Origin of the sequence: Peribacillus sp. FSL P2-0133, assembly GCF_037975445.1 — a bacterium.
GTDB classification, from domain to species: domain Bacteria; phylum Bacillota; class Bacilli; order Bacillales; family DSM-1321; genus Peribacillus; species Peribacillus simplex_E.
The window spans coordinates 82158-104283 of record NZ_CP150254.1; the positions used below are offsets into that span (position 1 = coordinate 82158).

Consider the following 22126-nt stretch of genomic DNA (forward strand, 5'->3'; position numbering starts at 1 on the left):
AGAATAATTTACCGGAGTGATGAAACGATGATTTTTGTATTGGATGTTGGGAATACGAATACTGTATTGGGCGTATACGATGAAGATATTTTAAAATATCATTGGCGAATTGAGACTAACCGTCACAAGACAGAAGATGAGTATGGAATGGTCATAAAGTCTTTGCTGCAACATGAAGGTCTTTCGTTTGATCAATTTGATGGAATCATCATTTCTTCGGTAGTTCCACCAATTATGTTTGCGCTTGAACGCATGTGCAAAAAATACTTTGGAATTAAACCGCTTATAGTTGGACCTGGAATAAAAACTGGATTGAATATTAAATACGAGAATCCCCGTGAGGTGGGTGCGGACCGAATCGTTAATGCCGTCGCAGGCATCCAGGAATATGGAAGTCCTCTCATTATCGTGGACTTTGGCACGGCAACTACATATTGCTATATAAATGAGGATAAACAATACATGGGCGGAGCCATTGCTCCGGGTATAAATATTTCTACTGAAGCACTTTATTCAAAGGCAGCCAAACTTCCAAGAATAGAAATCAGTCGGCCAGAAGGGATTATTGGGAAAAATACGGTGTCCGCCATGCAGGCTGGTATTTTGTATGGGTATGTTGGACAGGTAGAAGGAATCGTTAATCGAATTAAGGAGCAAAGTAATCTAGAACCGACGGTAATAGCAACAGGTGGATTGGCTACCTTAATTGCCAATGAGTCTACTGTGATTGACGTAGTGGAGCCATTTTTGACTTTGAAGGGGTTGCAGTTGATTTATAAACGTAATCGTGAGCAAGTGAAGAAGTAACACAAAGCATGAAAGGAGCAAAATAAATGAAGGATTATCTAATAAAGGCGTTAGGTTATGAGGGACAGGTTCGGGCATATGCTGTTTCAACAACAGACACGGTAGGAGAAGCTCAGCGGCGCCATTATACATGGCCTACTGCTTCAGCTGCCCTTGGACGGGCGATGACGGCAGGCGTTATGATGGGTGGAATGTTAAAAGGTGAAGAAAAGCTGACGATTAAAATCGAGGGCGGTGGACCGATTGGTTCCATCCTGGTCGACAGCAATGCAAAGGGAGAAGTCCGCGGATATGTCACTCACCCGCAAACTCACTTTGATTTGAATGAGCAAGGAAAGCTTGATGTAAGGAAAGCGGTGGGTACCGATGGATTGTTGACTGTTGTCAAAGATATCGGTCTTCGTGATTACTTTTCAGGTCAGGTACCGCTTGTATCGGGAGAATTAGGTGAAGATTTCACATATTACTTTGTTACATCCGAACAGGTGCCTTCATCTGTGGGGGTTGGGGTCCTAGTTAATCCGGATAATTCAATCCTTGCAGCGGGTGGATTCATCATCCAGTTGATGCCGGGTACATCCGAAGATACGATTACAAAAATCGAAAATCGGCTAAGCACGATAACTCCTGTTTCTAAGATGATTCAAAGCGGCATGACTCCTGAAGAAATCCTAACCGAAATTTTAGGTGAGGGCAATGTGAATATACTAGAAAAAATGGATGTCCAATTCTCCTGTCAATGTTCTAAGGAAAGAATTGCAAATGCATTGATTAGCCTAGGGCAAGCTGAGATTCGGGATATCATTGATACAGATGGACAAGCGGAAGCACATTGTCATTTTTGTAATCAGACCTACCAATTCTCGAAGGAAGAACTCGAGGAACTAGAAGCGGAAACCAAAAAATAATATACGGGGGATAAGGGTTTGCCAAAACAAAAGCTTCGGGCGATTATTGCTGCCCTTGCCTTGTTGAACCTATTGACTATCATTATCTTTGTCATAAAACCACTAATCATTTCAAAATCCGTCATCGGGGAAGAAACGGCCGCAAAGGTTGGATCCAAGGATATTTCCCGGGACGCATGGATTAATGAGCTCGAAAAAAGATATGGGGAAGATGTACTTGAGGAAATGGTCGATAAAGAGGTCGTGAAACAGGCAGCTGAAAAATACAAAGTGAAAATTTCGGATGAAGAGCTTGATCGGGAACTTAAAATGATGAAAACGATGTATGGGACTGCCGGTCAGAACCTTAATAAAAGTAACGATCAACTGAGGCAGGAAATTCAGTCGAGTCTCCTCCTCGAGAAGCTCCTCACCAAGGACGTTTCGGTCTCCGAAACGGCAATGCGGAATCATTATGATAATAATAAGGATATCTACAGAATCCCTACTGCTTTCCATATTTCTCATATTACCTCGTCTACAAAAAAGCAAGCGGACCAAATCGTACGTGAACTGGAGAAAGGCGTCTCCTTTGATGTCTTAGCGATGGAAAAGTCCCTTGATGAATTCACTGCCAATCAAGGAGGCGACATGGGTTATATATCACAGGATAACGAGCAAGTCTCCAAGGAATACATTACCGCTGCCGAGAATTTGAAGGTAAATAAGTGGAGTGATCCGATTCAAACGGAAGAAGGCTGGGCAATTATCTATCTGCATGAAAGAATAGAGGGCAAGCAGTATGAATATGATGAAGTTAAAGACAAGATTCACCGCCAAATAGCTCTTGAACAGATTCAGGCACCGGTCTCAGGGAAAATTTTCTGGGACGAATTTGATGTAGAATGGTTTTATGGATTGAAAGAAAAAAAGTAGGTCAATGGTTGTGTGAGAAAATTTAGAATATAGTATAAAATCATTGACAATGAACAATAAAAACTGGTAACTTTAAATTTATAAAACCAATAAACATACTCGGTATTTGAAATGATAAGGAGTGGAGAAAATGGCACGTATAGCTAATTCTGTAATCGATTTAATTGGACAAACACCTATTGTGAAGTTAAACAAGCTTCAAAATGAAAACAGTGCAGATATCTATCTGAAACTTGAGTATTTTAACCCAGGCAGTAGTGTAAAAGACCGTATCGCCCTTGCGATGATCGAAGCGGCAGAAAAAAATGGTACCCTTAAGCCAGGTGATACGATCATTGAACCTACAAGCGGGAATACTGGAATAGGACTTGCGATGGTAGCAGCGGCAAAGGGCTATAAATCAATTCTGGTTATGCCGGAGACGATGAGCTTGGAACGCCGTAACTTGCTTCGTGCTTATGGCGCAGAATTAGTTCTTACTCCCGGACCTGAAGGAATGAAGGGTGCAATCGCAAAGGCGACTGAGCTGTCTAAAGAAAAAGGTTATTTCATTCCACAGCAATTCGAGAATGTAGCCAACCCTGAAGTTCATCGGAATACTACAGGACCTGAAATCGTTGAAGCATTTGGTGATGAAGGTCTGGATGCATTCGTTGCCGGAATCGGTACTGGCGGAACCATAACAGGTGCTGGTGAAGTGCTGCGTGAAAAATACCCTGACATTAAGATTTACGCTGTTGAGCCTGCAGACTCTCCAGTATTATCGGGTGGGACTCCAGGACCTCATAAAATCCAAGGAATCGGTGCAGGCTTCGTCCCGAGTATTTTGAATACAGATCTCTATGACGAAATCATTCAAGTCAATACAGAGGAATCTTTTGATTATGCCCGCCGTGCAGCAAAAGAGGAAGGAATCCTTGGTGGAATTTCTTCTGGTGGCGCAATTGCAGCTGCCATTAAAGTGGCTGACAAACTGGGAAAAGGTAAAAAGGTACTTGCTATCATACCAAGTAATGGTGAACGCTACTTAAGTACGCCATTATATAACTTTGAGTAAGACAAGACACTAAAAACTAGAAGCGAAGTTCCTTAGGGGCTTTGCTTTTCTTTTTGTAGTAAAGTCTGCAGAAGCGTTCCATATCTTCATGGAACTTGCGCTATGCCTATGTAAATGGGTAAACTCGTATATATAGATTTCTTTAGGTGAAGGAGAACGTTGGATGTCATTAGCTGGAGCGTCAAAAATAAAATGCGGTTCATTTGATTTGGATTACAGCAATAAAACCTTAATTATGGGGATTTTGAATGTTACGCCAGACTCCTTTTCGGATGGCGGGAAATATAATCGGATAGATGCTGCTTTGAAGCATGCCGAACGGATGGTCAACGACGGAGCGGATATATTGGATGTAGGCGGAGAGTCCACCCGTCCTAACTATGAGAGGATATCGGATGAAGAGGAAATAGAGAGAGTCGCCCCGATTATTGAAGCTATATCCCGTAATATTGAGGTACCAATATCGGTCGATACGTATAAATCAAGAGTAGCCGAGGCGGCGGTAAAAGCAGGAGCACATATATTAAATGACATTTGGGGAGGTAAGGCCGATTCCTTGATGTCAAAGGTTGCTGCGGAATATAAGGTGCCGATTATCTTGATGCATAACAGGGATAATATGAGTTATGGACATTTTGTTCGTGATGTACTTCAAGATTTATTCGAAAGCATCATGTTGGTAAAGGATGCGGGAGTCAAGGATGAAAACATCATTCTCGATCCGGGAATTGGCTTTGCGAAAGATTTAAAGTTAAATTTGGAAATGATGAGGAATCTTGATAAGCTTGTATCATTAGGATATCCTGTACTGCTAGCCACATCAAGAAAGTCCATGATTGGACATGTTCTGGACCTGCCGCCTAGTGAGCGGATGGAAGGAACAGCCGCCACGATCTGCCATGGCATTCAACAAGGCTGTCAAATGGTTCGTGTACATGATGTGAAGGAAATGGCACGGACTGCAAAGATGATGGATGCTCTATTAGGAAAAGGTGAATGAAATGGATAAGATATATGTGAATAAAATGGAGTTTTACGGTTATCATGGAGTTTTTCCGGAAGAAACGAAGCTTGGTCAGCGGTTTAAAGTGGATTTAATCGTCCATACTGACTTAGCCAAGGCTGGGAAAAGTGACAACCTTGAAGACTCAATCAACTATGGTGAGTTATATGAAGTGTGTAAAGGTGTTGTTGAGGGAAAACCTTTTAAGTTAGTGGAAGCTGTTGCTGAAAAAATTGCCTCTGAACTACTTAATGAATATTCTTCCATTGAGACATGCACCGTGAAGGTTTATAAACCAGATCCTCCAATAGCAGGTCACTATGATTCGGTTGCTATAGAGATTGTAAGGGGACGCTGATTGTGGTAAATATCGCTTACCTTTCAATAGGGTCGAACTTAGGGGATCGCCTTGAAACATTCCAAAGGGCTTTCCAATTATTGTCTGAAAATCCGCATATCAAGTTGGTTGCATGCTCTTCTTTATATGAAACAGACCCGATAGGATATGAAGATCAGGACTGTTTTTTAAATGCTGTCCTTAAAGTGAATACCGATTTGGAACCCGAAAAATTACTTCACGCTTGTATGGAAATTGAACAAGAATTAGGGAGAAAAAGGGAAATTAGGTGGGGTCCCCGTACTTTAGACCTTGACATTTTGTTATATAATCATGAAAATATTGAGACGGAGATTCTTTCAGTACCGCACCCTCGTATGCACGAGAGGGCTTTTGTTATCGTGCCTTTAATGGAAGTGGACCCTGATATATCACTTCCGCTAATGCATGCACCTTTGAGCGACCTGCTTGAACAGATTTCGGATAAAGAAGGAGTTCGATTATGGAAGGTGAAAAATGGGGAAGGCGTATTCGCGCTTTTCGAAAGTTAAAGGGTTATACCCAGGAAGGGTTTGCGAGAGAAATAGGCGTTTCCGTTTCCTTGTTAGGAGAAGTCGAACGAGGGAACCGCATCCCTTCAGAAGCATTTTTACTGGAAGTGGCGGAAGTTCTTCATGTTTCCATTGAGGAGCTTCAGCCACCTGAGGATAAATGAAAGAATGTTATAGGAGGCACACCGTGTTAAAAATAGGCAATATAGAAATGAAGAATCCGGTAGTGCTAGCACCGATGGCGGGAGTCTGTAACTCGGCATTCCGCTTGACCGTCAAGGAATTTGGTGCTGGCCTTGTTTGTGCGGAGATGGTCAGTGACAAGGGAATCGTTTTACAAAATGCTAGAACGATGAATATGCTTTATATAGATGAAAGAGAAAAGCCGTTAAGTTTGCAAATTTTTGGCGGAGAAAAGAAATCTTTGGTCGAAGCAGCACAATTTGTAGATAAAAATACAAATGCTGACATCATTGATATCAACATGGGCTGCCCTGTTCCTAAAATCACTAAATGTGATGCGGGTGCAAAGTGGCTTCTCGATCCAAACAAAATTTATGAGATGGTTTCAGCGGTGGTTGATGCTGTTGAAAAGCCGGTAACGGTGAAAATGCGCATAGGCTGGGATGATGAGCACGTTTTTGCGATTCAAAATGCCCAGGCTGTTGAACGCGCAGGTGGTAAAGCTGTTTCCATGCATGGCAGAACACGAGTTCAAATGTATGAAGGAAAAGCTAACTGGGACATCATCCGTGAAGTGAAGAAATCAATTAATATTCCCCTTATCGGTAACGGTGATGTGGAAACTCCACAGGATGCGGAAAGAATGCTGAAGGAAACGGGTGTTGATGGAGTCATGATCGGCCGTGCAGCTCTAGGTAACCCGTGGATGATATACCGTACTGTAAAATATCTAGAAACCGGTCAACTGATGGATGAACCGTCCGTTCGTGAAAAGATGGACGTTTGCGTGCTTCATATGGATCGTCTAATTGCGTTGAAAAATGAAAATGTTGCTGTTCGTGAAATGCGTAAGCATGCTTCTTGGTATTTAAAAGGTGTTAAAGGGAATGCTAAGGCTCGTAAAGGGATTAATGATTGTGAAACAAGGGAAGATGTTGTTAGCCTTCTATATGGACTTGTTGATGATATAGAAGCGAAGCAACAAAATATCCAAATGGTCTGATGTTTGACATTACCTTCCTATTTTCCTATAATACGCTTATCTTAAACTGCCAGTAATCCTGGCAGTTTTTATATGTACATAAAACAATGTTTTAAGATAAAAAGCTGTTGAATTCCTTTACTTTATGTAAGAATAAATATGTATGCAAAAGAATTTCTGATTAATTATATAATGCATTTATTAATAAAGATGGAGATGATTTTCGTGAGTCATGAAGAATTGAATGACCAACTGCAGGTAAGGCGCGATAAAATGCAGGCCATGATGGATAATGGACAAGACCCTTTCGGGAGCAGATTCGAGCGCACACATAACACTCAGGAGATAGTCAGTGCTTATGGTGAATTAGAAAAAGAAGATCTTGAAGAAAAAGAAATTGAAGTTACGATCGCTGGCCGTGTCATGACGAAGCGTGGAAAAGGGAAAGCGGGATTTGCCCATATCCAGGATATTAGCGGTCAAATCCAAATCTACGTCCGTTTAGATAACATAGGAGAAGATTCTTACCAAATTTTCAACCAAACGGATCTTGGCGATATCGTAGGGGTAACTGGCGTTATTTTCAAAACGAAAGTCGGGGAACTTTCCATTAAAGCTAAAGAATATGTGTTCCTTGCTAAAGCGCTTCGTCCGTTGCCTGATAAATTTCATGGCCTAAAGGATGTTGAAGAGCGTTACCGGAAGCGTTATGTCGATTTAATTACAAATGAGGAAAGCAAAAACACATTGATAATGCGCAGTCGTATTGTACAAGCCATGAGACGGTATTTGGACGATCATGGATACCTTGAAGTGGAAACGCCTCTACTGCACTCTGTTGCTGGTGGAGCTGCAGCACGCCCTTTCCTTACTCACCATAATGCCTTGGATATGCCTTTGAATTTAAGGATTGCCATCGAACTTCATCTAAAACGCTTAATCGTCGGCGGATTGGAGAAAGTTTATGAAATTGGCCGGGTTTTCAGAAATGAAGGAGTATCCACAAGACACAATCCTGAATTCACATTGATCGAATTATACGAGGCATATGCGGATTACCAAGATATCATGAGTTTAACGGAAAACCTGATTGCCCATATCGCTCAAGAAGTTCTGGGGACGACTACCATCCAGTATGGGGAGTATGAGATAGAGTTAAAGCCGGAATGGAAACGACTTCACATGGTTGATGCTGTAAAAGAATATACTGGTGTGGACTTCTGGACTCAAATGAGTAAAGAAGAAGCCCAGCAGCTTGCTAAAGAAAATGGGATTGAAGTTAAGGAATCCATGGAGTTCGGCCATATCGTAAATGAATTCTTTGAACAAAGGGTAGAAGATAAGTTGATTCAACCTACATTCATCTATGGCCATCCAGTGGAAATCTCTCCTTTAGCAAAGAAAAATCCGGAAGATTCCCGTTTCACAGATCGTTTTGAGTTATTTATTGTTGGTAGGGAGCATGCAAATGCCTTCACGGAACTAAACGACCCTATTGATCAACGTCAACGCTTTGAAGCTCAATTAAAAGAACGAGAGCAAGGTAATGATGAAGCCCATGAAATGGATGAAGATTTCTTGGAGGCGTTAGAATATGGAATGCCGCCAACTGGCGGACTTGGAATTGGTGTTGACCGTTTGGTTATGCTATTGACCAATTCTCCGTCTATACGTGACGTCCTGTTATTCCCGTTGATGAGACATCGCTAATATAAGCAAAATGAATATTGATTGCAGGCCGAATTCGGATGGCTGGGATCATTGGGCGTAGCTCATGATCCTGGTATGTCCCATTCGGTTTTTTGTTTTTTTATTATAATTTCATGTCTTTTAATAGAGTGGATTCTAGGGCTTGAAAGAAAAACAACATTATCTCAAAAAAACTTTAAAAAAGGTATTGCGCACTTAACGTAATGGTGTTATATTTATATCTGTCGTTACGAACGAGTTGCAAACAGATTACAAACTTTTAAAAAGTTTTAAAAAGTTGTTGACTTGCAGTAATGAAAATGTTATTATAAATAAGCTGTTCCGAAAGATATTGCTCTTTGAAAACTGAACAAAACAAAGCGCCAACGTTAAATTTTAAGTGAGCACACACTATCAAAAAAGCAAATGAGCAAGTCAAACATTTCTTCGGAGAGTTTGATCCTGGCTCAGGACGAACGCTGGCGGCGTGCCTAATACATGCAAGTCGAGCGAATCGATGGGAGCTTGCTCCCTGAGATTAGCGGCGGACGGGTGAGTAACACGTGGGCAACCTGCCTATAAGACTGGGATAACTTCGGGAAACCGGAGCTAATACCGGATACGTTCTTTTCTCGCATGAGAGAAGATGGAAAGACGGTTTACGCTGTCACTTATAGATGGGCCCGCGGCGCATTAGCTAGTTGGTGAGGTAATGGCTCACCAAGGCGACGATGCGTAGCCGACCTGAGAGGGTGATCGGCCACACTGGGACTGAGACACGGCCCAGACTCCTACGGGAGGCAGCAGTAGGGAATCTTCCGCAATGGACGAAAGTCTGACGGAGCAACGCCGCGTGAACGAAGAAGGCCTTCGGGTCGTAAAGTTCTGTTGTTAGGGAAGAACAAGTACCAGAGTAACTGCTGGTACCTTGACGGTACCTAACCAGAAAGCCACGGCTAACTACGTGCCAGCAGCCGCGGTAATACGTAGGTGGCAAGCGTTGTCCGGAATTATTGGGCGTAAAGCGCGCGCAGGTGGTTCCTTAAGTCTGATGTGAAAGCCCACGGCTCAACCGTGGAGGGTCATTGGAAACTGGGGAACTTGAGTGCAGAAGAGGAAAGTGGAATTCCAAGTGTAGCGGTGAAATGCGTAGAGATTTGGAGGAACACCAGTGGCGAAGGCGACTTTCTGGTCTGTAACTGACACTGAGGCGCGAAAGCGTGGGGAGCAAACAGGATTAGATACCCTGGTAGTCCACGCCGTAAACGATGAGTGCTAAGTGTTAGAGGGTTTCCGCCCTTTAGTGCTGCAGCTAACGCATTAAGCACTCCGCCTGGGGAGTACGGCCGCAAGGCTGAAACTCAAAGGAATTGACGGGGGCCCGCACAAGCGGTGGAGCATGTGGTTTAATTCGAAGCAACGCGAAGAACCTTACCAGGTCTTGACATCCTCTGACAACCCTAGAGATAGGGCTTTCCCCTTCGGGGGACAGAGTGACAGGTGGTGCATGGTTGTCGTCAGCTCGTGTCGTGAGATGTTGGGTTAAGTCCCGCAACGAGCGCAACCCTTGATCTTAGTTGCCAGCATTCAGTTGGGCACTCTAAGGTGACTGCCGGTGACAAACCGGAGGAAGGTGGGGATGACGTCAAATCATCATGCCCCTTATGACCTGGGCTACACACGTGCTACAATGGATGGTACAAAGGGCTGCAAACCTGCGAAGGTAAGCGAATCCCATAAAGCCATTCTCAGTTCGGATTGCAGGCTGCAACTCGCCTGCATGAAGCCGGAATCGCTAGTAATCGCGGATCAGCATGCCGCGGTGAATACGTTCCCGGGCCTTGTACACACCGCCCGTCACACCACGAGAGTTTGTAACACCCGAAGTCGGTGAGGTAACCTTTATGGAGCCAGCCGCCTAAGGTGGGACAGATGATTGGGGTGAAGTCGTAACAAGGTAGCCGTATCGGAAGGTGCGGCTGGATCACCTCCTTTCTAAGGATAATTACGAGAGCGCTTTTGTTTTGTTCAGTTTTGAATGAGTAATTCATTCAAATAGGAAAGAGAAGCATCACGATGTGATGGATTCTTTCTGCTTTGTTCCTTGAAAACTAGATAATAGATAGAAGGCAATTAATTTTTTTCAAAGCATCTGTAAGACTTTTTTAACGGTTAAGTTAGAAAGGGCGCACGGTGGATGCCTTGGCACTAGGAGCCGATGAAGGACGGGACTAACACCGATATGCTTCGGGGAGCTGTAAGTAAGCTTTGATCCGGAGATTTCCGAATGGGGAAACCCACTGTTCGTAATGGAACAGTATCTTTACCTGAATACATAGGGTACTGAAGGCAGACCCGGGGAACTGAAACATCTAAGTACCCGGAGGAAGAGAAAGCAAACGCGATTTCCTGAGTAGCGGCGAGCGAAACGGAATTAGCCCAAACCAAGAGGCTTGCCTCTTGGGGTTGTAGGACACTCAACATGGAGTTACAAAGGAACGGGGTAAATGAAGTGATCTGGAAAGGTCCGTCGAAGAAGGTAAAAACCCTGTAGTTGAAACTTCGTTCCCTCCTGAGTGGATCCTGAGTACGGCGGGACACGAGAAATCCCGTCGGAAGCAGGGAGGACCATCTCCCAAGGCTAAATACTCCCTAGTGACCGATAGTGAACCAGTACCGTGAGGGAAAGGTGAAAAGCACCCCGGAAGGGGAGTGAAATAGATCCTGAAACCGTGTGCCTACAAGTAGTCAAAGCCCGTTAATGGGTAATGGCGTGCCTTTTGTAGAATGAACCGGCGAGTTACGATTTCATGCGAGGTTAAGTTGATGAGACGGAGCCGCAGCGAAAGCGAGTCTGAATAGGGCGAATGAGTATGAGGTCGTAGACCCGAAACCAGGTGATCTACCCATGTCCAGGGTGAAGTTCAGGTAACACTGAATGGAGGCCCGAACCCACGCACGTTGAAAAGTGCGGGGATGAGGTGTGGGTAGCGGAGAAATTCCAATCGAACCTGGAGATAGCTGGTTCTCTCCGAAATAGCTTTAGGGCTAGCCTCAAGATGAGAGTATTGGAGGTAGAGCACTGATTGGACTAGGGGCCCCCAACGGGTTACCGAATTCAGTCAAACTCCGAATGCCAAATACTTATTCTTGGGAGTCAGACTGCGAGTGATAAGATCCGTAGTCGAAAGGGAAACAGCCCAGACCACCAGCTAAGGTCCCAAAGTATACGTTAAGTGGAAAAGGATGTGGAGTTGCTTAGACAACCAGGATGTTGGCTTAGAAGCAGCCACCATTTAAAGAGTGCGTAATAGCTCACTGGTCGAGTGACTCCGCGCCGAAAATGTACCGGGGCTAAACGTATCACCGAAGCTGTGGATTGACACCATTAGGTGTCGATGGTAGGAGAGCGTTCTAAGGGCGTTGAAGTCAGACCGGAAGGACTGGTGGAGCGCTTAGAAGTGAGAATGCCGGTATGAGTAGCGAAAGAAGGGTGAGAATCCCTTCCACCGAATGCCTAAGGTTTCCTGAGGAAGGCTCGTCCGCTCAGGGTTAGTCGGGACCTAAGCCGAGGCCGAAAGGCGTAGGCGATGGACAACAGGTTGATATTCCTGTACCACCTATACATCGTTTGAACGATGGGGGGACGCAGAAGGATAGGGTAAGCGCGCTGTTGGATATGCGCGTCCAAGCAGTTAGGCCGGAAACGAGGCAAATCCCGTTTCCATTAAGGCGGAGCTGTGATGGCGAGGGAAATATAGTACCGAAGTTCCTGATTCCACGCTGCCAAGAAAAGCCTCTAGTGAGATGTAAGGTGCCCGTACCGCAAACCGACACAGGTAGGCGAGGAGAGAATCCTAAGGTGTGCGAGAGAACTCTCGTTAAGGAACTCGGCAAAATGACCCCGTAACTTCGGGAGAAGGGGTGCTTTTTAGGGTGAATAGCCCAGAAAAGCCGCAGTGAATAGGCCCAGGCGACTGTTTAGCAAAAACACAGGTCTCTGCGAAGCCGCAAGGCGAAGTATAGGGGCTGACACCTGCCCGGTGCTGGAAGGTTAAGGGGAGAGGTTAGCGCAAGCGAAGCTTTGAACCGAAGCCCCAGTAAACGGCGGCCGTAACTATAACGGTCCTAAGGTAGCGAAATTCCTTGTCGGGTAAGTTCCGACCCGCACGAAAGGTGTAACGATCTGGGCACTGTCTCAACGAGAGACTCGGTGAAATTATAGTACCTGTGAAGATGCAGGTTACCCGCGACAGGACGGAAAGACCCCGTGGAGCTTTACTGCAGCCTGATATTGAATTTTGGTACAGCTTGTACAGGATAGGTAGGAGCCTGAGAAGCCGGAGCGCTAGCTTCGGTGGAGGCGTTGGTGGGATACTACCCTGGCTGTATTGAAATTCTAACCCGCGCCCCTTATCGGGGTGGGAGACAGTGTCAGGTGGGCAGTTTGACTGGGGCGGTCGCCTCCTAAAGAGTAACGGAGGCGCCCAAAGGTTCCCTCAGAATGGTTGGAAATCATTCGTAGAGTGTAAAGGCACAAGGGAGCTTGACTGCGAGACCTACAAGTCGAGCAGGGACGAAAGTCGGGCTTAGTGATCCGGTGGTTCCGCATGGAAGGGCCATCGCTCAACGGATAAAAGCTACCCCGGGGATAACAGGCTTATCTCCCCCAAGAGTCCACATCGACGGGGAGGTTTGGCACCTCGATGTCGGCTCATCGCATCCTGGGGCTGTAGTCGGTCCCAAGGGTTGGGCTGTTCGCCCATTAAAGCGGTACGCGAGCTGGGTTCAGAACGTCGTGAGACAGTTCGGTCCCTATCCGTCGCGGGCGCAGGAAATTTGAGAGGAGCTGTCCTTAGTACGAGAGGACCGGGATGGACGCACCGCTGGTGTACCAGTTGTCTTGCCAAAGGCATAGCTGGGTAGCTACGTGCGGACGGGATAAGTGCTGAAAGCATCTAAGCATGAAGCCCCCCTCAAGATGAGATTTCCCATGGCGCAAGCTAGTAAGATCCCTGAAAGATGATCAGGTTGATAGGTCAGAGGTGGAAGCGTGGCGACATGTGGAGCTGACTGATACTAATAGATCGAGGACTTAACCAACGCTTTTTAAAAAATGAAATACCTTCTTATTATCTAGTTTTGAAGGAACAACGTTCCTTTTATGTTTGGTGGCGATAGCGAAGAGGTCACACCCGTTCCCATTCCGAACACGGCAGTTAAGCTCTTCAGCGCCGATGGTAGTTGGGGGTTTCCCCCTGTGAGAGTAGGACGCCGCCAAGCAGTTATATATGGAGGATTAGCTCAGCTGGGAGAGCATCTGCCTTACAAGCAGAGGGTCGGCGGTTCGATCCCGTCATCCTCCACCATTTTTACACTTGCCGGTGTAGCTCAACTGGTAGAGCAACTGACTTGTAATCAGTAGGTTGGGGGTTCAAGTCCTCTTGCCGGCACCATTTTCATACAAGCTTGATATAGCATATATAAATAGTATATATGAGCCATTAGCTCAGTTGGTAGAGCATCTGACTTTTAATCAGAGGGTCGAAGGTTCGAATCCTTCATGGCTCACCATTTTATTATGCGGGTGTGGCGGAATTGGCAGACGCACCAGACTTAGGATCTGGCGCCGCAAGGCGTGGGGGTTCAAGTCCCTTCACCCGCATGTTCGCGGAAGTAGTTCAGTGGTAGAATACAACCTTGCCAAGGTTGGGGTCGCGGGTTCGAATCCCGTCTTCCGCTCCACTATTTATTTATGCCGGGGTGGCGGAACTGGCAGACGCACAGGACTTAAAATCCTGCGGTAGGTGACTACCGTACCGGTTCGATTCCGGTCCTCGGCACCATCTTTCATCTTAATATGCGCCCGTAGCTCAATTGGATAGAGCATCTGACTACGAATCAGAAGGTTGTAGGTTCGACTCCCGCCGGGCGCACCATATTTTTTCGGGAAGTAGCTCAGCTTGGTAGAGCACTTGGTTTGGGACCAAGGGGTCGCAGGTTCGAATCCTGTCTTCCCGACCATGATTTTTTTGGGGCCTTAGCTCAGCTGGGAGAGCGCCTGCCTTGCACGCAGGAGGTCAGCGGTTCGATCCCGCTAGGCTCCACCAAAAAAACTTGACAAGCCCATTTGGCTTTGATATGATAAGAAAGTTGATTCTTTAAGAAGAGTCAAATTGCTCTTTGAAAACTGAACAAAACAAAGCGCCAACGTTAAATTTTAAGTGAGCACACACTATCAAAAAAGCAAATGAGCAAGTCAAACATTTCTTCGGAGAGTTTGATCCTGGCTCAGGACGAACGCTGGCGGCGTGCCTAATACATGCAAGTCGAGCGAATCGATGGGAGCTTGCTCCCTGAGATTAGCGGCGGACGGGTGAGTAACACGTGGGCAACCTGCCTATAAGACTGGGATAACTTCGGGAAACCGGAGCTAATACCGGATACGTTCTTTTCTCGCATGAGAGAAGATGGAAAGACGGTTTACGCTGTCACTTATAGATGGGCCCGCGGCGCATTAGCTAGTTGGTGAGGTAATGGCTCACCAAGGCGACGATGCGTAGCCGACCTGAGAGGGTGATCGGCCACACTGGGACTGAGACACGGCCCAGACTCCTACGGGAGGCAGCAGTAGGGAATCTTCCGCAATGGACGAAAGTCTGACGGAGCAACGCCGCGTGAACGAAGAAGGCCTTCGGGTCGTAAAGTTCTGTTGTTAGGGAAGAACAAGTACCAGAGTAACTGCTGGTACCTTGACGGTACCTAACCAGAAAGCCACGGCTAACTACGTGCCAGCAGCCGCGGTAATACGTAGGTGGCAAGCGTTGTCCGGAATTATTGGGCGTAAAGCGCGCGCAGGTGGTTCCTTAAGTCTGATGTGAAAGCCCACGGCTCAACCGTGGAGGGTCATTGGAAACTGGGGAACTTGAGTGCAGAAGAGGAAAGTGGAATTCCAAGTGTAGCGGTGAAATGCGTAGAGATTTGGAGGAACACCAGTGGCGAAGGCGACTTTCTGGTCTGTAACTGACACTGAGGCGCGAAAGCGTGGGGAGCAAACAGGATTAGATACCCTGGTAGTCCACGCCGTAAACGATGAGTGCTAAGTGTTAGAGGGTTTCCGCCCTTTAGTGCTGCAGCTAACGCATTAAGCACTCCGCCTGGGGAGTACGGCCGCAAGGCTGAAACTCAAAGGAATTGACGGGGGCCCGCACAAGCGGTGGAGCATGTGGTTTAATTCGAAGCAACGCGAAGAACCTTACCAGGTCTTGACATCCTCTGACAACCCTAGAGATAGGGCTTTCCCCTTCGGGGGACAGAGTGACAGGTGGTGCATGGTTGTCGTCAGCTCGTGTCGTGAGATGTTGGGTTAAGTCCCGCAACGAGCGCAACCCTTGATCTTAGTTGCCAGCATTCAGTTGGGCACTCTAAGGTGACTGCCGGTGACAAACCGGAGGAAGGTGGGGATGACGTCAAATCATCATGCCCCTTATGACCTGGGCTACACACGTGCTACAATGGATGGTACAAAGGGCTGCAAACCTGCGAAGGTAAGCGAATCCCATAAAGCCATTCTCAGTTCGGATTGCAGGCTGCAACTCGCCTGCATGAAGCCGGAATCGCTAGTAATCGCGGATCAGCATGCCGCGGTGAATACGTTCCCGGGCCTTGTACACACCGCCCGTCACACCACGAGAGTTTGTAACACCCGAAGTCGGTGAGGTAACCTTTATGGAGCCAGCCGCCTAAGGTGGGACAGATGATTGGGGTGAAGTCGTAACAAGGTAGCCGTATCGGAAGGTGCGGCTGGATCACCTCCTTTCTAAGGATAATTACGAGAGCGCTTTTGTTTTGTTCAGTTTTGAATGAGTAATTCATTCAAATAGGAAAGAGAAGCATCACGATGTGATGGATTCTTTCTGCTTTGTTCCTTGAAAACTAGATAATAGATAGAAGGCAATTAATTTTTTTCAAAGCATCTGTAAGACTTTTTTAACGGTTAAGTTAGAAAGGGCGCACGGTGGATGCCTTGGCACTAGGAGCCGATGAAGGACGGGACTAACACCGATATGCTTCGGGGAGCTGTAAGTAAGCTTTGATCCGGAGATTTCCGAATGGGGAAACCCACTGTTCGTAATGGAACAGTATCTTTACCTGAATACATAGGGTACTGAAGGCAGACCCGGGGAACTGAAACATCTAAGTACCCGGAGGAAGAGAAAGCAAACGCGATTTCCTGAGTAGCGGCGAGCGAAACGGAATTAGCCCAAACCAAGAGGCTTGCCTCTTGGGGTTGTAGGACACTCAACATGGAGTTACAAAGGAACGGGGTAAATGAAGTGATCTGGAAAGGTCCGTCGAAGAAGGTAAAAACCCTGTAGTTGAAACTTCGTTCCCTCCTGAGTGGATCCTGAGTACGGCGGGACACGAGAAATCCCGTCGGAAGCAGGGAGGACCATCTCCCAAGGCTAAATACTCCCTAGTGACCGATAGTGAACCAGTACCGTGAGGGAAAGGTGAAAAGCACCCCGGAAGGGGAGTGAAATAGATCCTGAAACCGTGTGCCTACAAGTAGTCAAAGCCCGTTAATGGGTAATGGCGTGCCTTTTGTAGAATGAACCGGCGAGTTACGATTTCATGCGAGGTTAAGTTGATGAGACGGAGCCGCAGCGAAAGCGAGTCTGAATAGGGCGAATGAGTATGAGGTCGTAGACCCGAAACCAGGTGATCTACCCATGTCCAGGGTGAAGTTCAGGTAACACTGAATGGAGGCCCGAACCCACGCACGTTGAAAAGTGCGGGGATGAGGTGTGGGTAGCGGAGAAATTCCAATCGAACCTGGAGATAGCTGGTTCTCTCCGAAATAGCTTTAGGGCTAGCCTCAAGATGAGAGTATTGGAGGTAGAGCACTGATTGGACTAGGGGCCCCCAACGGGTTACCGAATTCAGTCAAACTCCGAATGCCAAATACTTATTCTTGGGAGTCAGACTGCGAGTGATAAGATCCGTAGTCGAAAGGGAAACAGCCCAGACCACCAGCTAAGGTCCCAAAGTATACGTTAAGTGGAAAAGGATGTGGAGTTGCTTAGACAACCAGGATGTTGGCTTAGAAGCAGCCACCATTTAAAGAGTGCGTAATAGCTCACTGGTCGAGTGACTCCGCGCCGAAAATGTACCGGGGCTAAACGTATCACCGAAGCTGTGGATTGACACCATTAGGTGTCGATGGTAGGAGAGCGTTCTAAGGGCGTTGAAGTCAGACCGGAAGGACTGGTGGAGCGCTTAGAAGTGAGAATGCCGGTATGAGTAGCGAAAGAAGGGTGAGAATCCCTTCCACCGAATGCCTAAGGTTTCCTGAGGAAGGCTCGTCCGCTCAGGGTTAGTCGGGACCTAAGCCGAGGCCGAAAGGCGTAGGCGATGGACAACAGGTTGATATTCCTGTACCACCTATACATCGTTTGAACGATGGGGGGACGCAGAAGGATAGGGTAAGCGCGCTGTTGGATATGCGCGTCCAAGCAGTTAGGCCGGAAACGAGGCAAATCCCGTTTCCATTAAGGCGGAGCTGTGATGGCGAGGGAAATATAGTACCGAAGTTCCTGATTCCACGCTGCCAAGAAAAGCCTCTAGTGAGATGTAAGGTGCCCGTACCGCAAACCGACACAGGTAGGCGAGGAGAGAATCCTAAGGTGTGCGAGAGAACTCTCGTTAAGGAACTCGGCAAAATGACCCCGTAACTTCGGGAGAAGGGGTGCTTTTTAGGGTGAATAGCCCAGAAAAGCCGCAGTGAATAGGCCCAGGCGACTGTTTAGCAAAAACACAGGTCTCTGCGAAGCCGCAAGGCGAAGTATAGGGGCTGACACCTGCCCGGTGCTGGAAGGTTAAGGGGAGAGGTTAGCGCAAGCGAAGCTTTGAACCGAAGCCCCAGTAAACGGCGGCCGTAACTATAACGGTCCTAAGGTAGCGAAATTCCTTGTCGGGTAAGTTCCGACCCGCACGAAAGGTGTAACGATCTGGGCACTGTCTCAACGAGAGACTCGGTGAAATTATAGTACCTGTGAAGATGCAGGTTACCCGCGACAGGACGGAAAGACCCCGTGGAGCTTTACTGCAGCCTGATATTGAATTTTGGTACAGCTTGTACAGGATAGGTAGGAGCCTGAGAAGCCGGAGCGCTAGCTTCGGTGGAGGCGTTGGTGGGATACTACCCTGGCTGTATTGAAATTCTAACCCGCGCCCCTTATCGGGGTGGGAGACAGTGTCAGGTGGGCAGTTTGACTGGGGCGGTCGCCTCCTAAAGAGTAACGGAGGCGCCCAAAGGTTCCCTCAGAATGGTTGGAAATCATTCGTAGAGTGTAAAGGCACAAGGGAGCTTGACTGCGAGACCTACAAGTCGAGCAGGGACGAAAGTCGGGCTTAGTGATCCGGTGGTTCCGCATGGAAGGGCCATCGCTCAACGGATAAAAGCTACCCCGGGGATAACAGGCTTATCTCCCCCAAGAGTCCACATCGACGGGGAGGTTTGGCACCTCGATGTCGGCTCATCGCATCCTGGGGCTGTAGTCGGTCCCAAGGGTTGGGCTGTTCGCCCATTAAAGCGGTACGCGAGCTGGGTTCAGAACGTCGTGAGACAGTTCGGTCCCTATCCGTCGCGGGCGCAGGAAATTTGAGAGGAGCTGTCCTTAGTACGAGAGGACCGGGATGGACGCACCGCTGGTGTACCAGTTGTCTTGCCAAAGGCATAGCTGGGTAGCTACGTGCGGACGGGATAAGTGCTGAAAGCATCTAAGCATGAAGCCCCCCTCAAGATGAGATTTCCCATGGCGCAAGCTAGTAAGATCCCTGAAAGATGATCAGGTTGATAGGTCAGAGGTGGAAGCGTGGCGACATGTGGAGCTGACTGATACTAATAGATCGAGGACTTAACCAACGCTTTTTAAAAAATGAAATACCTTCTTATTATCTAGTTTTGAAGGAACAACGTTCCTTTTATGTTTGGTGGCGATAGCGAAGAGGTCACACCCGTTCCCATTCCGAACACGGCAGTTAAGCTCTTCAGCGCCGATGGTAGTTGGGGGTTTCCCCCTGTGAGAGTAGGACGCCGCCAAGCCATTTAAAAAGATCAGCCATCCGGCTGGTCTTTTTTGTTATTCGTAATTTAAAAAAGGTTTTTTATTTTCAGGGACAGCATAGGGCTGGCCTTATTTGAATTGGTTACAATATCATGAGGAGGAATTGGGCCGAATTTAAGTGGTGAAACATTAAGAGAGAAGAAAAATATCAGGTTTTGCATTTATCTTTTTAGGGTATTTATGTAAGATATTTCAACTTTAATGTTCAATGGGGTATGTAACTACATATAATTTGGGGAAAATGGATAATACAGAAAGAGAAAGTGCGTTTAAGTTGCAAAATGCATTATTCCTTGTATAATAATAGTCAAATATAGTCAAAGTCAGAATGGAGGAGGCTGAGTGAGAAACATATCTGATATTATCGAAACTTATTTAAAGCAAGTACTTGAAATAAGTCAAAAAGATATCTTAGAGATTAAAAGAAGTGAAATAGCAGATAAATTTCAGTGTGTTCCTTCTCAAATCAATTACGTAATCAATACCAGGTTTACCATCGAGCGAGGTTATGTTGTAGAGAGTAAGCGTGGAGGCGGCGGTTACATACGCATCATGAAAGTCGAATCGCAGGATTCCGTGCAACTTATCAACCAATTATTATCGCTTATTGGTTCAAGGGTAACCCAATCGATGGCTGAAGGAGTAATTTCAAGGCTGATGAATGAAGACGTCATTAATGAACGAGAAGCAAAGATTATGATGAGCGTCATAGATAGATCGGTGATTTATATCGACCTACCTGACCGCGATGAGCTTAGGGCAAGAATTTTAACTGCGATGCTTACGACTTTAAAATATAAATGAAACTGGCAGAGGTGATGAGCGTTGATTTGCCAAGAATGTCATCAAAGGCCTGCTACCCTGCACTTCACCAAAATCATCAATGGAAAAAAGACTGAAGTCATGATTTGTGAGAAATGTGCTCAGGAAAAAGGTGAAATGTTCATGGATGTAGGTGGACCTGGTTTTTCAATAAATAATTTATTAGCAGGATTGTTGAATATTGAGTCGAATATTCAACAGACAAAGGCAAATGCATTTCCCAAAACGGAAGAGAGGCGTTGCCCGCATTGTCATCGATCTTATAAAGAATTTGTCCATATAGGTAAGTTTGGCTGTGCCGAATGTTATAAAACGTTCAATGAACAGTTAAATCCCATTTTAAAGAGGGTTCATAGCGGCAATACAGCACATATAGGGAAAATTCCAAAAAGGATTGGTGGCACCATATATCTTCGAAAGCAAATTTTGGATTTAAAAGAAGTTTTAAAGGTCCACATTGATCAAGAGGAGTTTGAGAAAGCGGCAGAGGTAAGAGATAAGGTTCGTTCCCTTGAAAAAAGGTATGAAGCGCAAGAGGGAGGCGAGGAATTATGAGCTTGGAAAAGTTTGTAGAAAACGCCTTGAGTTCCTGGATGAGTGCCGAAGGGCCGGAAATCGATATTGTATTGAGTTCGCGGATTCGGCTGGCCAGGAATTTTAAAGACTTTACCTTCCCAACCTCCTTTTCTAACGAAGAAGCTAAAAAAATCATTGAATTGGTCAAAAAAAGAATCGAAGAAGAAGTAACCCCAGAGCTTGGAAAACTGGAACTATTAGAGATTGACCAATTGCAGCCACTGGAAAAGCGTGTTCTCGTTGAAAAACATTTAATCAGTCCCCATTTAGTTGAAGATTCAGCGAAAAGCGCATGTCTCCTTTCGGAAAATGAAGAAATAAGTATCATGATAAACGAAGAGGATCATCTCCGTATTCAATGTTTAATGTCGGGGTTGCAGCTAAAGGAAACCTTAAAGATTGCAAATGTTCTTGACGATTGGATTGAAGAATCCATAGACTATGCATATGATGAGGAAAGAGGATACCTAACTAGTTGTCCGACTAATGTGGGAACAGGATTAAGAGCTTCGGTCATGATGCATCTGCCTGGCCTTGTCCTTACACAGCAGATGAATAATATCATACCGGCTATCAACCAATTGGGGTTGGTGGTTCGAGGGATTTATGGAGAGGGCAGTCAAGCCTTGGGGAATATTTTTCAAATCTCCAATCAAATTACTCTTGGAAAGTCGGAAAGGGATATCGTTGAAGATCTAACAAGTGTAGTGCAACAAATCATAGCCCAGGAACGGTCAGCGAGGGATGCATTAGCGAGGACTTCCCACATACAATTAGAAGATAGAATTTTCCGTTCATATGGGATTTTGTCCAATGCTCGCATCATCGAGACCAAGGAAGCAGCTACCTGTATCTCCGATGTTAGATTAGGGATAGATCTTGGGTATATAAAGAATATTTCTAAAAGCATTCTAAATGAGTTGATGATTTTGACGCAGTCGGGATTTTTACAAAAGTACGCAGGTGGCCCTTTAAGACCCCATGAAAGGGATATCCGTAGAGCGGCACTCATCCGGGAACGCTTGAATTTCACGGAATCTTCCTCCTCATAGAGGTCATTGACCCCTTTAGGGAGTATCAAATTTCATGTAATAGATATAGAGCAAGAAGAAGCTTCTGCCATAACTTAAAGAATTGCCAGCAACTTTATTCAAAACGAAAATTCTT

The 22126-nt window shown here is 46.1% G+C and carries 13 protein-coding genes, 9 tRNA genes and 6 rRNA genes; all 28 read left to right on the plus strand.

Annotated features, from left to right (window positions below; all coding sequences use genetic code 11):
• Nucleotides 1-27 precede the first annotated feature (27 nt).
• The 28 genes from MKY17_RS00430 (at nucleotide 28) to MKY17_RS00565 (ending at nucleotide 22011) form a co-directional block, all read left to right on the plus strand.
• Nucleotides 28-807: a type III pantothenate kinase gene (locus tag MKY17_RS00430; RefSeq protein ID WP_098372673.1), complete on the plus strand. Its 780-nt coding sequence runs from the start codon at nucleotides 28-30 to the stop codon at nucleotides 805-807.
• A gap of 26 nt (nucleotides 808-833) precedes the next feature.
• On the plus strand, nucleotides 834-1715 hold the full coding sequence (gene hslO, locus MKY17_RS00435) for an Hsp33 family molecular chaperone HslO (RefSeq protein WP_098372674.1): 882 nt from the start codon (nucleotides 834-836) through the stop codon (nucleotides 1713-1715).
• An 18-nt stretch (nucleotides 1716-1733) separates the two neighbouring features.
• Nucleotides 1734-2630 carry a peptidyl-prolyl cis-trans isomerase gene (locus MKY17_RS00440; protein ID WP_339201205.1) on the plus strand — a complete coding sequence of 299 codons (897 nt, stop codon included), beginning with the start codon at nucleotides 1734-1736 and terminating at the stop codon, nucleotides 2628-2630.
• A gap of 130 nt (nucleotides 2631-2760) precedes the next feature.
• A complete protein-coding gene (gene cysK, locus MKY17_RS00445) occupies nucleotides 2761-3687 on the plus strand; it encodes a cysteine synthase A (protein WP_076372979.1) in 927 nt (308 codons plus the stop codon).
• A 163-nt stretch (nucleotides 3688-3850) separates the two neighbouring features.
• Nucleotides 3851-4687 (plus strand): dihydropteroate synthase, encoded by an 837-nt coding sequence (gene folP, locus MKY17_RS00450; protein WP_098372676.1) that lies wholly within the window; start codon nucleotides 3851-3853, stop codon nucleotides 4685-4687.
• Between the two features lies 1 nt (nucleotide 4688).
• Entirely contained in the window at nucleotides 4689-5048 is a 360-nt protein-coding gene (gene folB, locus MKY17_RS00455) for a dihydroneopterin aldolase (protein ID WP_098372677.1), read from the plus strand.
• A gap of 2 nt (nucleotides 5049-5050) precedes the next feature.
• Complete coding sequence (gene folK / locus MKY17_RS00460) at nucleotides 5051-5578, plus strand: 2-amino-4-hydroxy-6-hydroxymethyldihydropteridine diphosphokinase (RefSeq protein WP_098372678.1); 528 nt, start codon at nucleotides 5051-5053, stop codon at nucleotides 5576-5578.
• On the plus strand, nucleotides 5530-5742 hold the full coding sequence (locus MKY17_RS00465; protein ID WP_098372679.1) for a helix-turn-helix transcriptional regulator: 213 nt from the start codon (nucleotides 5530-5532) through the stop codon (nucleotides 5740-5742). The genes folK and MKY17_RS00465 overlap by 49 nt, the downstream gene beginning before the upstream one ends.
• 23 nt (nucleotides 5743-5765) lie before the next feature.
• Complete coding sequence (gene dusB, locus MKY17_RS00470; protein ID WP_098372680.1) at nucleotides 5766-6764, plus strand: tRNA dihydrouridine synthase DusB; 999 nt, start codon at nucleotides 5766-5768, stop codon at nucleotides 6762-6764.
• 189 nt (nucleotides 6765-6953) lie between these two features.
• The gene (lysS, locus tag MKY17_RS00475; protein WP_179891136.1) at nucleotides 6954-8453 is read left to right on the plus strand and encodes a lysine--tRNA ligase; all 1500 of its coding nucleotides are present in this window, start codon (nucleotides 6954-6956) and stop codon (nucleotides 8451-8453) included.
• Between the two features lie 423 nt (nucleotides 8454-8876).
• Nucleotides 8877-10427, plus strand: a 16S ribosomal RNA gene (locus tag MKY17_RS00480).
• A 175-nt stretch (nucleotides 10428-10602) separates the two neighbouring features.
• Nucleotides 10603-13535, plus strand: a 23S ribosomal RNA gene (locus MKY17_RS00485).
• A 64-nt stretch (nucleotides 13536-13599) separates the two neighbouring features.
• Nucleotides 13600-13715 (plus strand): 5S ribosomal RNA (gene rrf, locus MKY17_RS00490).
• Between the two features lie 10 nt (nucleotides 13716-13725).
• Nucleotides 13726-13801, plus strand: a tRNA-Val gene (locus tag MKY17_RS00495).
• 11 nt (nucleotides 13802-13812) lie between these two features.
• Nucleotides 13813-13888: transfer RNA gene (locus tag MKY17_RS00500), tRNA-Thr, on the plus strand.
• A 42-nt stretch (nucleotides 13889-13930) separates the two neighbouring features.
• Nucleotides 13931-14006, plus strand: a tRNA-Lys gene (locus MKY17_RS00505).
• A gap of 9 nt (nucleotides 14007-14015) precedes the next feature.
• Nucleotides 14016-14097, plus strand: a tRNA-Leu gene (locus tag MKY17_RS00510).
• Between the two features lie 5 nt (nucleotides 14098-14102).
• Nucleotides 14103-14177, plus strand: a tRNA-Gly gene (locus tag MKY17_RS00515).
• 12 nt (nucleotides 14178-14189) lie between these two features.
• Nucleotides 14190-14278 (plus strand) — tRNA-Leu (locus MKY17_RS00520).
• Between the two features lie 16 nt (nucleotides 14279-14294).
• A tRNA-Arg gene (locus tag MKY17_RS00525) sits at nucleotides 14295-14371 on the plus strand.
• 8 nt (nucleotides 14372-14379) lie between these two features.
• A tRNA-Pro gene (locus MKY17_RS00530) sits at nucleotides 14380-14456 on the plus strand.
• A 10-nt stretch (nucleotides 14457-14466) separates the two neighbouring features.
• A tRNA-Ala gene (locus tag MKY17_RS00535) sits at nucleotides 14467-14542 on the plus strand.
• A 158-nt stretch (nucleotides 14543-14700) separates the two neighbouring features.
• Nucleotides 14701-16251, plus strand: a 16S ribosomal RNA gene (locus MKY17_RS00540).
• A 175-nt stretch (nucleotides 16252-16426) separates the two neighbouring features.
• A 23S ribosomal RNA gene (locus MKY17_RS00545) occupies nucleotides 16427-19359 on the plus strand.
• A gap of 64 nt (nucleotides 19360-19423) precedes the next feature.
• Nucleotides 19424-19539 (plus strand): 5S ribosomal RNA (gene rrf / locus MKY17_RS00550).
• The 16S, 23S and 5S rRNA genes sit together here with 9 tRNA genes alongside, the layout of an rRNA operon.
• Nucleotides 19540-19903: 364 nt before the next feature.
• Complete coding sequence (locus tag MKY17_RS00555) at nucleotides 19904-20365, plus strand: CtsR family transcriptional regulator (RefSeq protein WP_098373579.1); 462 nt, start codon at nucleotides 19904-19906, stop codon at nucleotides 20363-20365.
• Between the two features lie 21 nt (nucleotides 20366-20386).
• Entirely contained in the window at nucleotides 20387-20938 is a 552-nt protein-coding gene (locus MKY17_RS00560; RefSeq protein WP_339201209.1) for a UvrB/UvrC motif-containing protein, read from the plus strand.
• Nucleotides 20935-22011: a protein arginine kinase gene (locus MKY17_RS00565; protein ID WP_339201210.1), complete on the plus strand. Its 1077-nt coding sequence runs from the start codon at nucleotides 20935-20937 to the stop codon at nucleotides 22009-22011. Before MKY17_RS00560 ends, MKY17_RS00565 begins: the two co-directional genes overlap by 4 nt.
• The last annotated feature ends 115 nt before the right edge of the window (nucleotides 22012-22126 follow it).

Bases quoted from the DNA above. Each gene is read 5' to 3' on its own strand.
- cysK (WP_076372979.1), top strand. From the start codon at position 2,761: ATGGCACGTATAGCTAATTCTGTAATCGATTTAATTGGACAAACACCT.
- lysS (WP_179891136.1), top strand. From the start codon at position 6,954: ATGGAGATGATTTTCGTGAGTCATGAAGAATTGAATGACCAACTGCAG.
- MKY17_RS00430 (WP_098372673.1), top strand. From the start codon at position 28: ATGATTTTTGTATTGGATGTTGGGAATACGAATACTGTATTGGGCGTA.
- folB (WP_098372677.1), top strand. From the start codon at position 4,689: ATGGATAAGATATATGTGAATAAAATGGAGTTTTACGGTTATCATGGA.
- MKY17_RS00565 (WP_339201210.1), top strand. From the start codon at position 20,935: ATGAGCTTGGAAAAGTTTGTAGAAAACGCCTTGAGTTCCTGGATGAGT.
- MKY17_RS00465 (WP_098372679.1), top strand. From the start codon at position 5,530: ATGGAAGGTGAAAAATGGGGAAGGCGTATTCGCGCTTTTCGAAAGTTA.
- folP (WP_098372676.1), top strand. From the start codon at position 3,851: ATGTCATTAGCTGGAGCGTCAAAAATAAAATGCGGTTCATTTGATTTG.
- hslO (WP_098372674.1), top strand. From the start codon at position 834: ATGAAGGATTATCTAATAAAGGCGTTAGGTTATGAGGGACAGGTTCGG.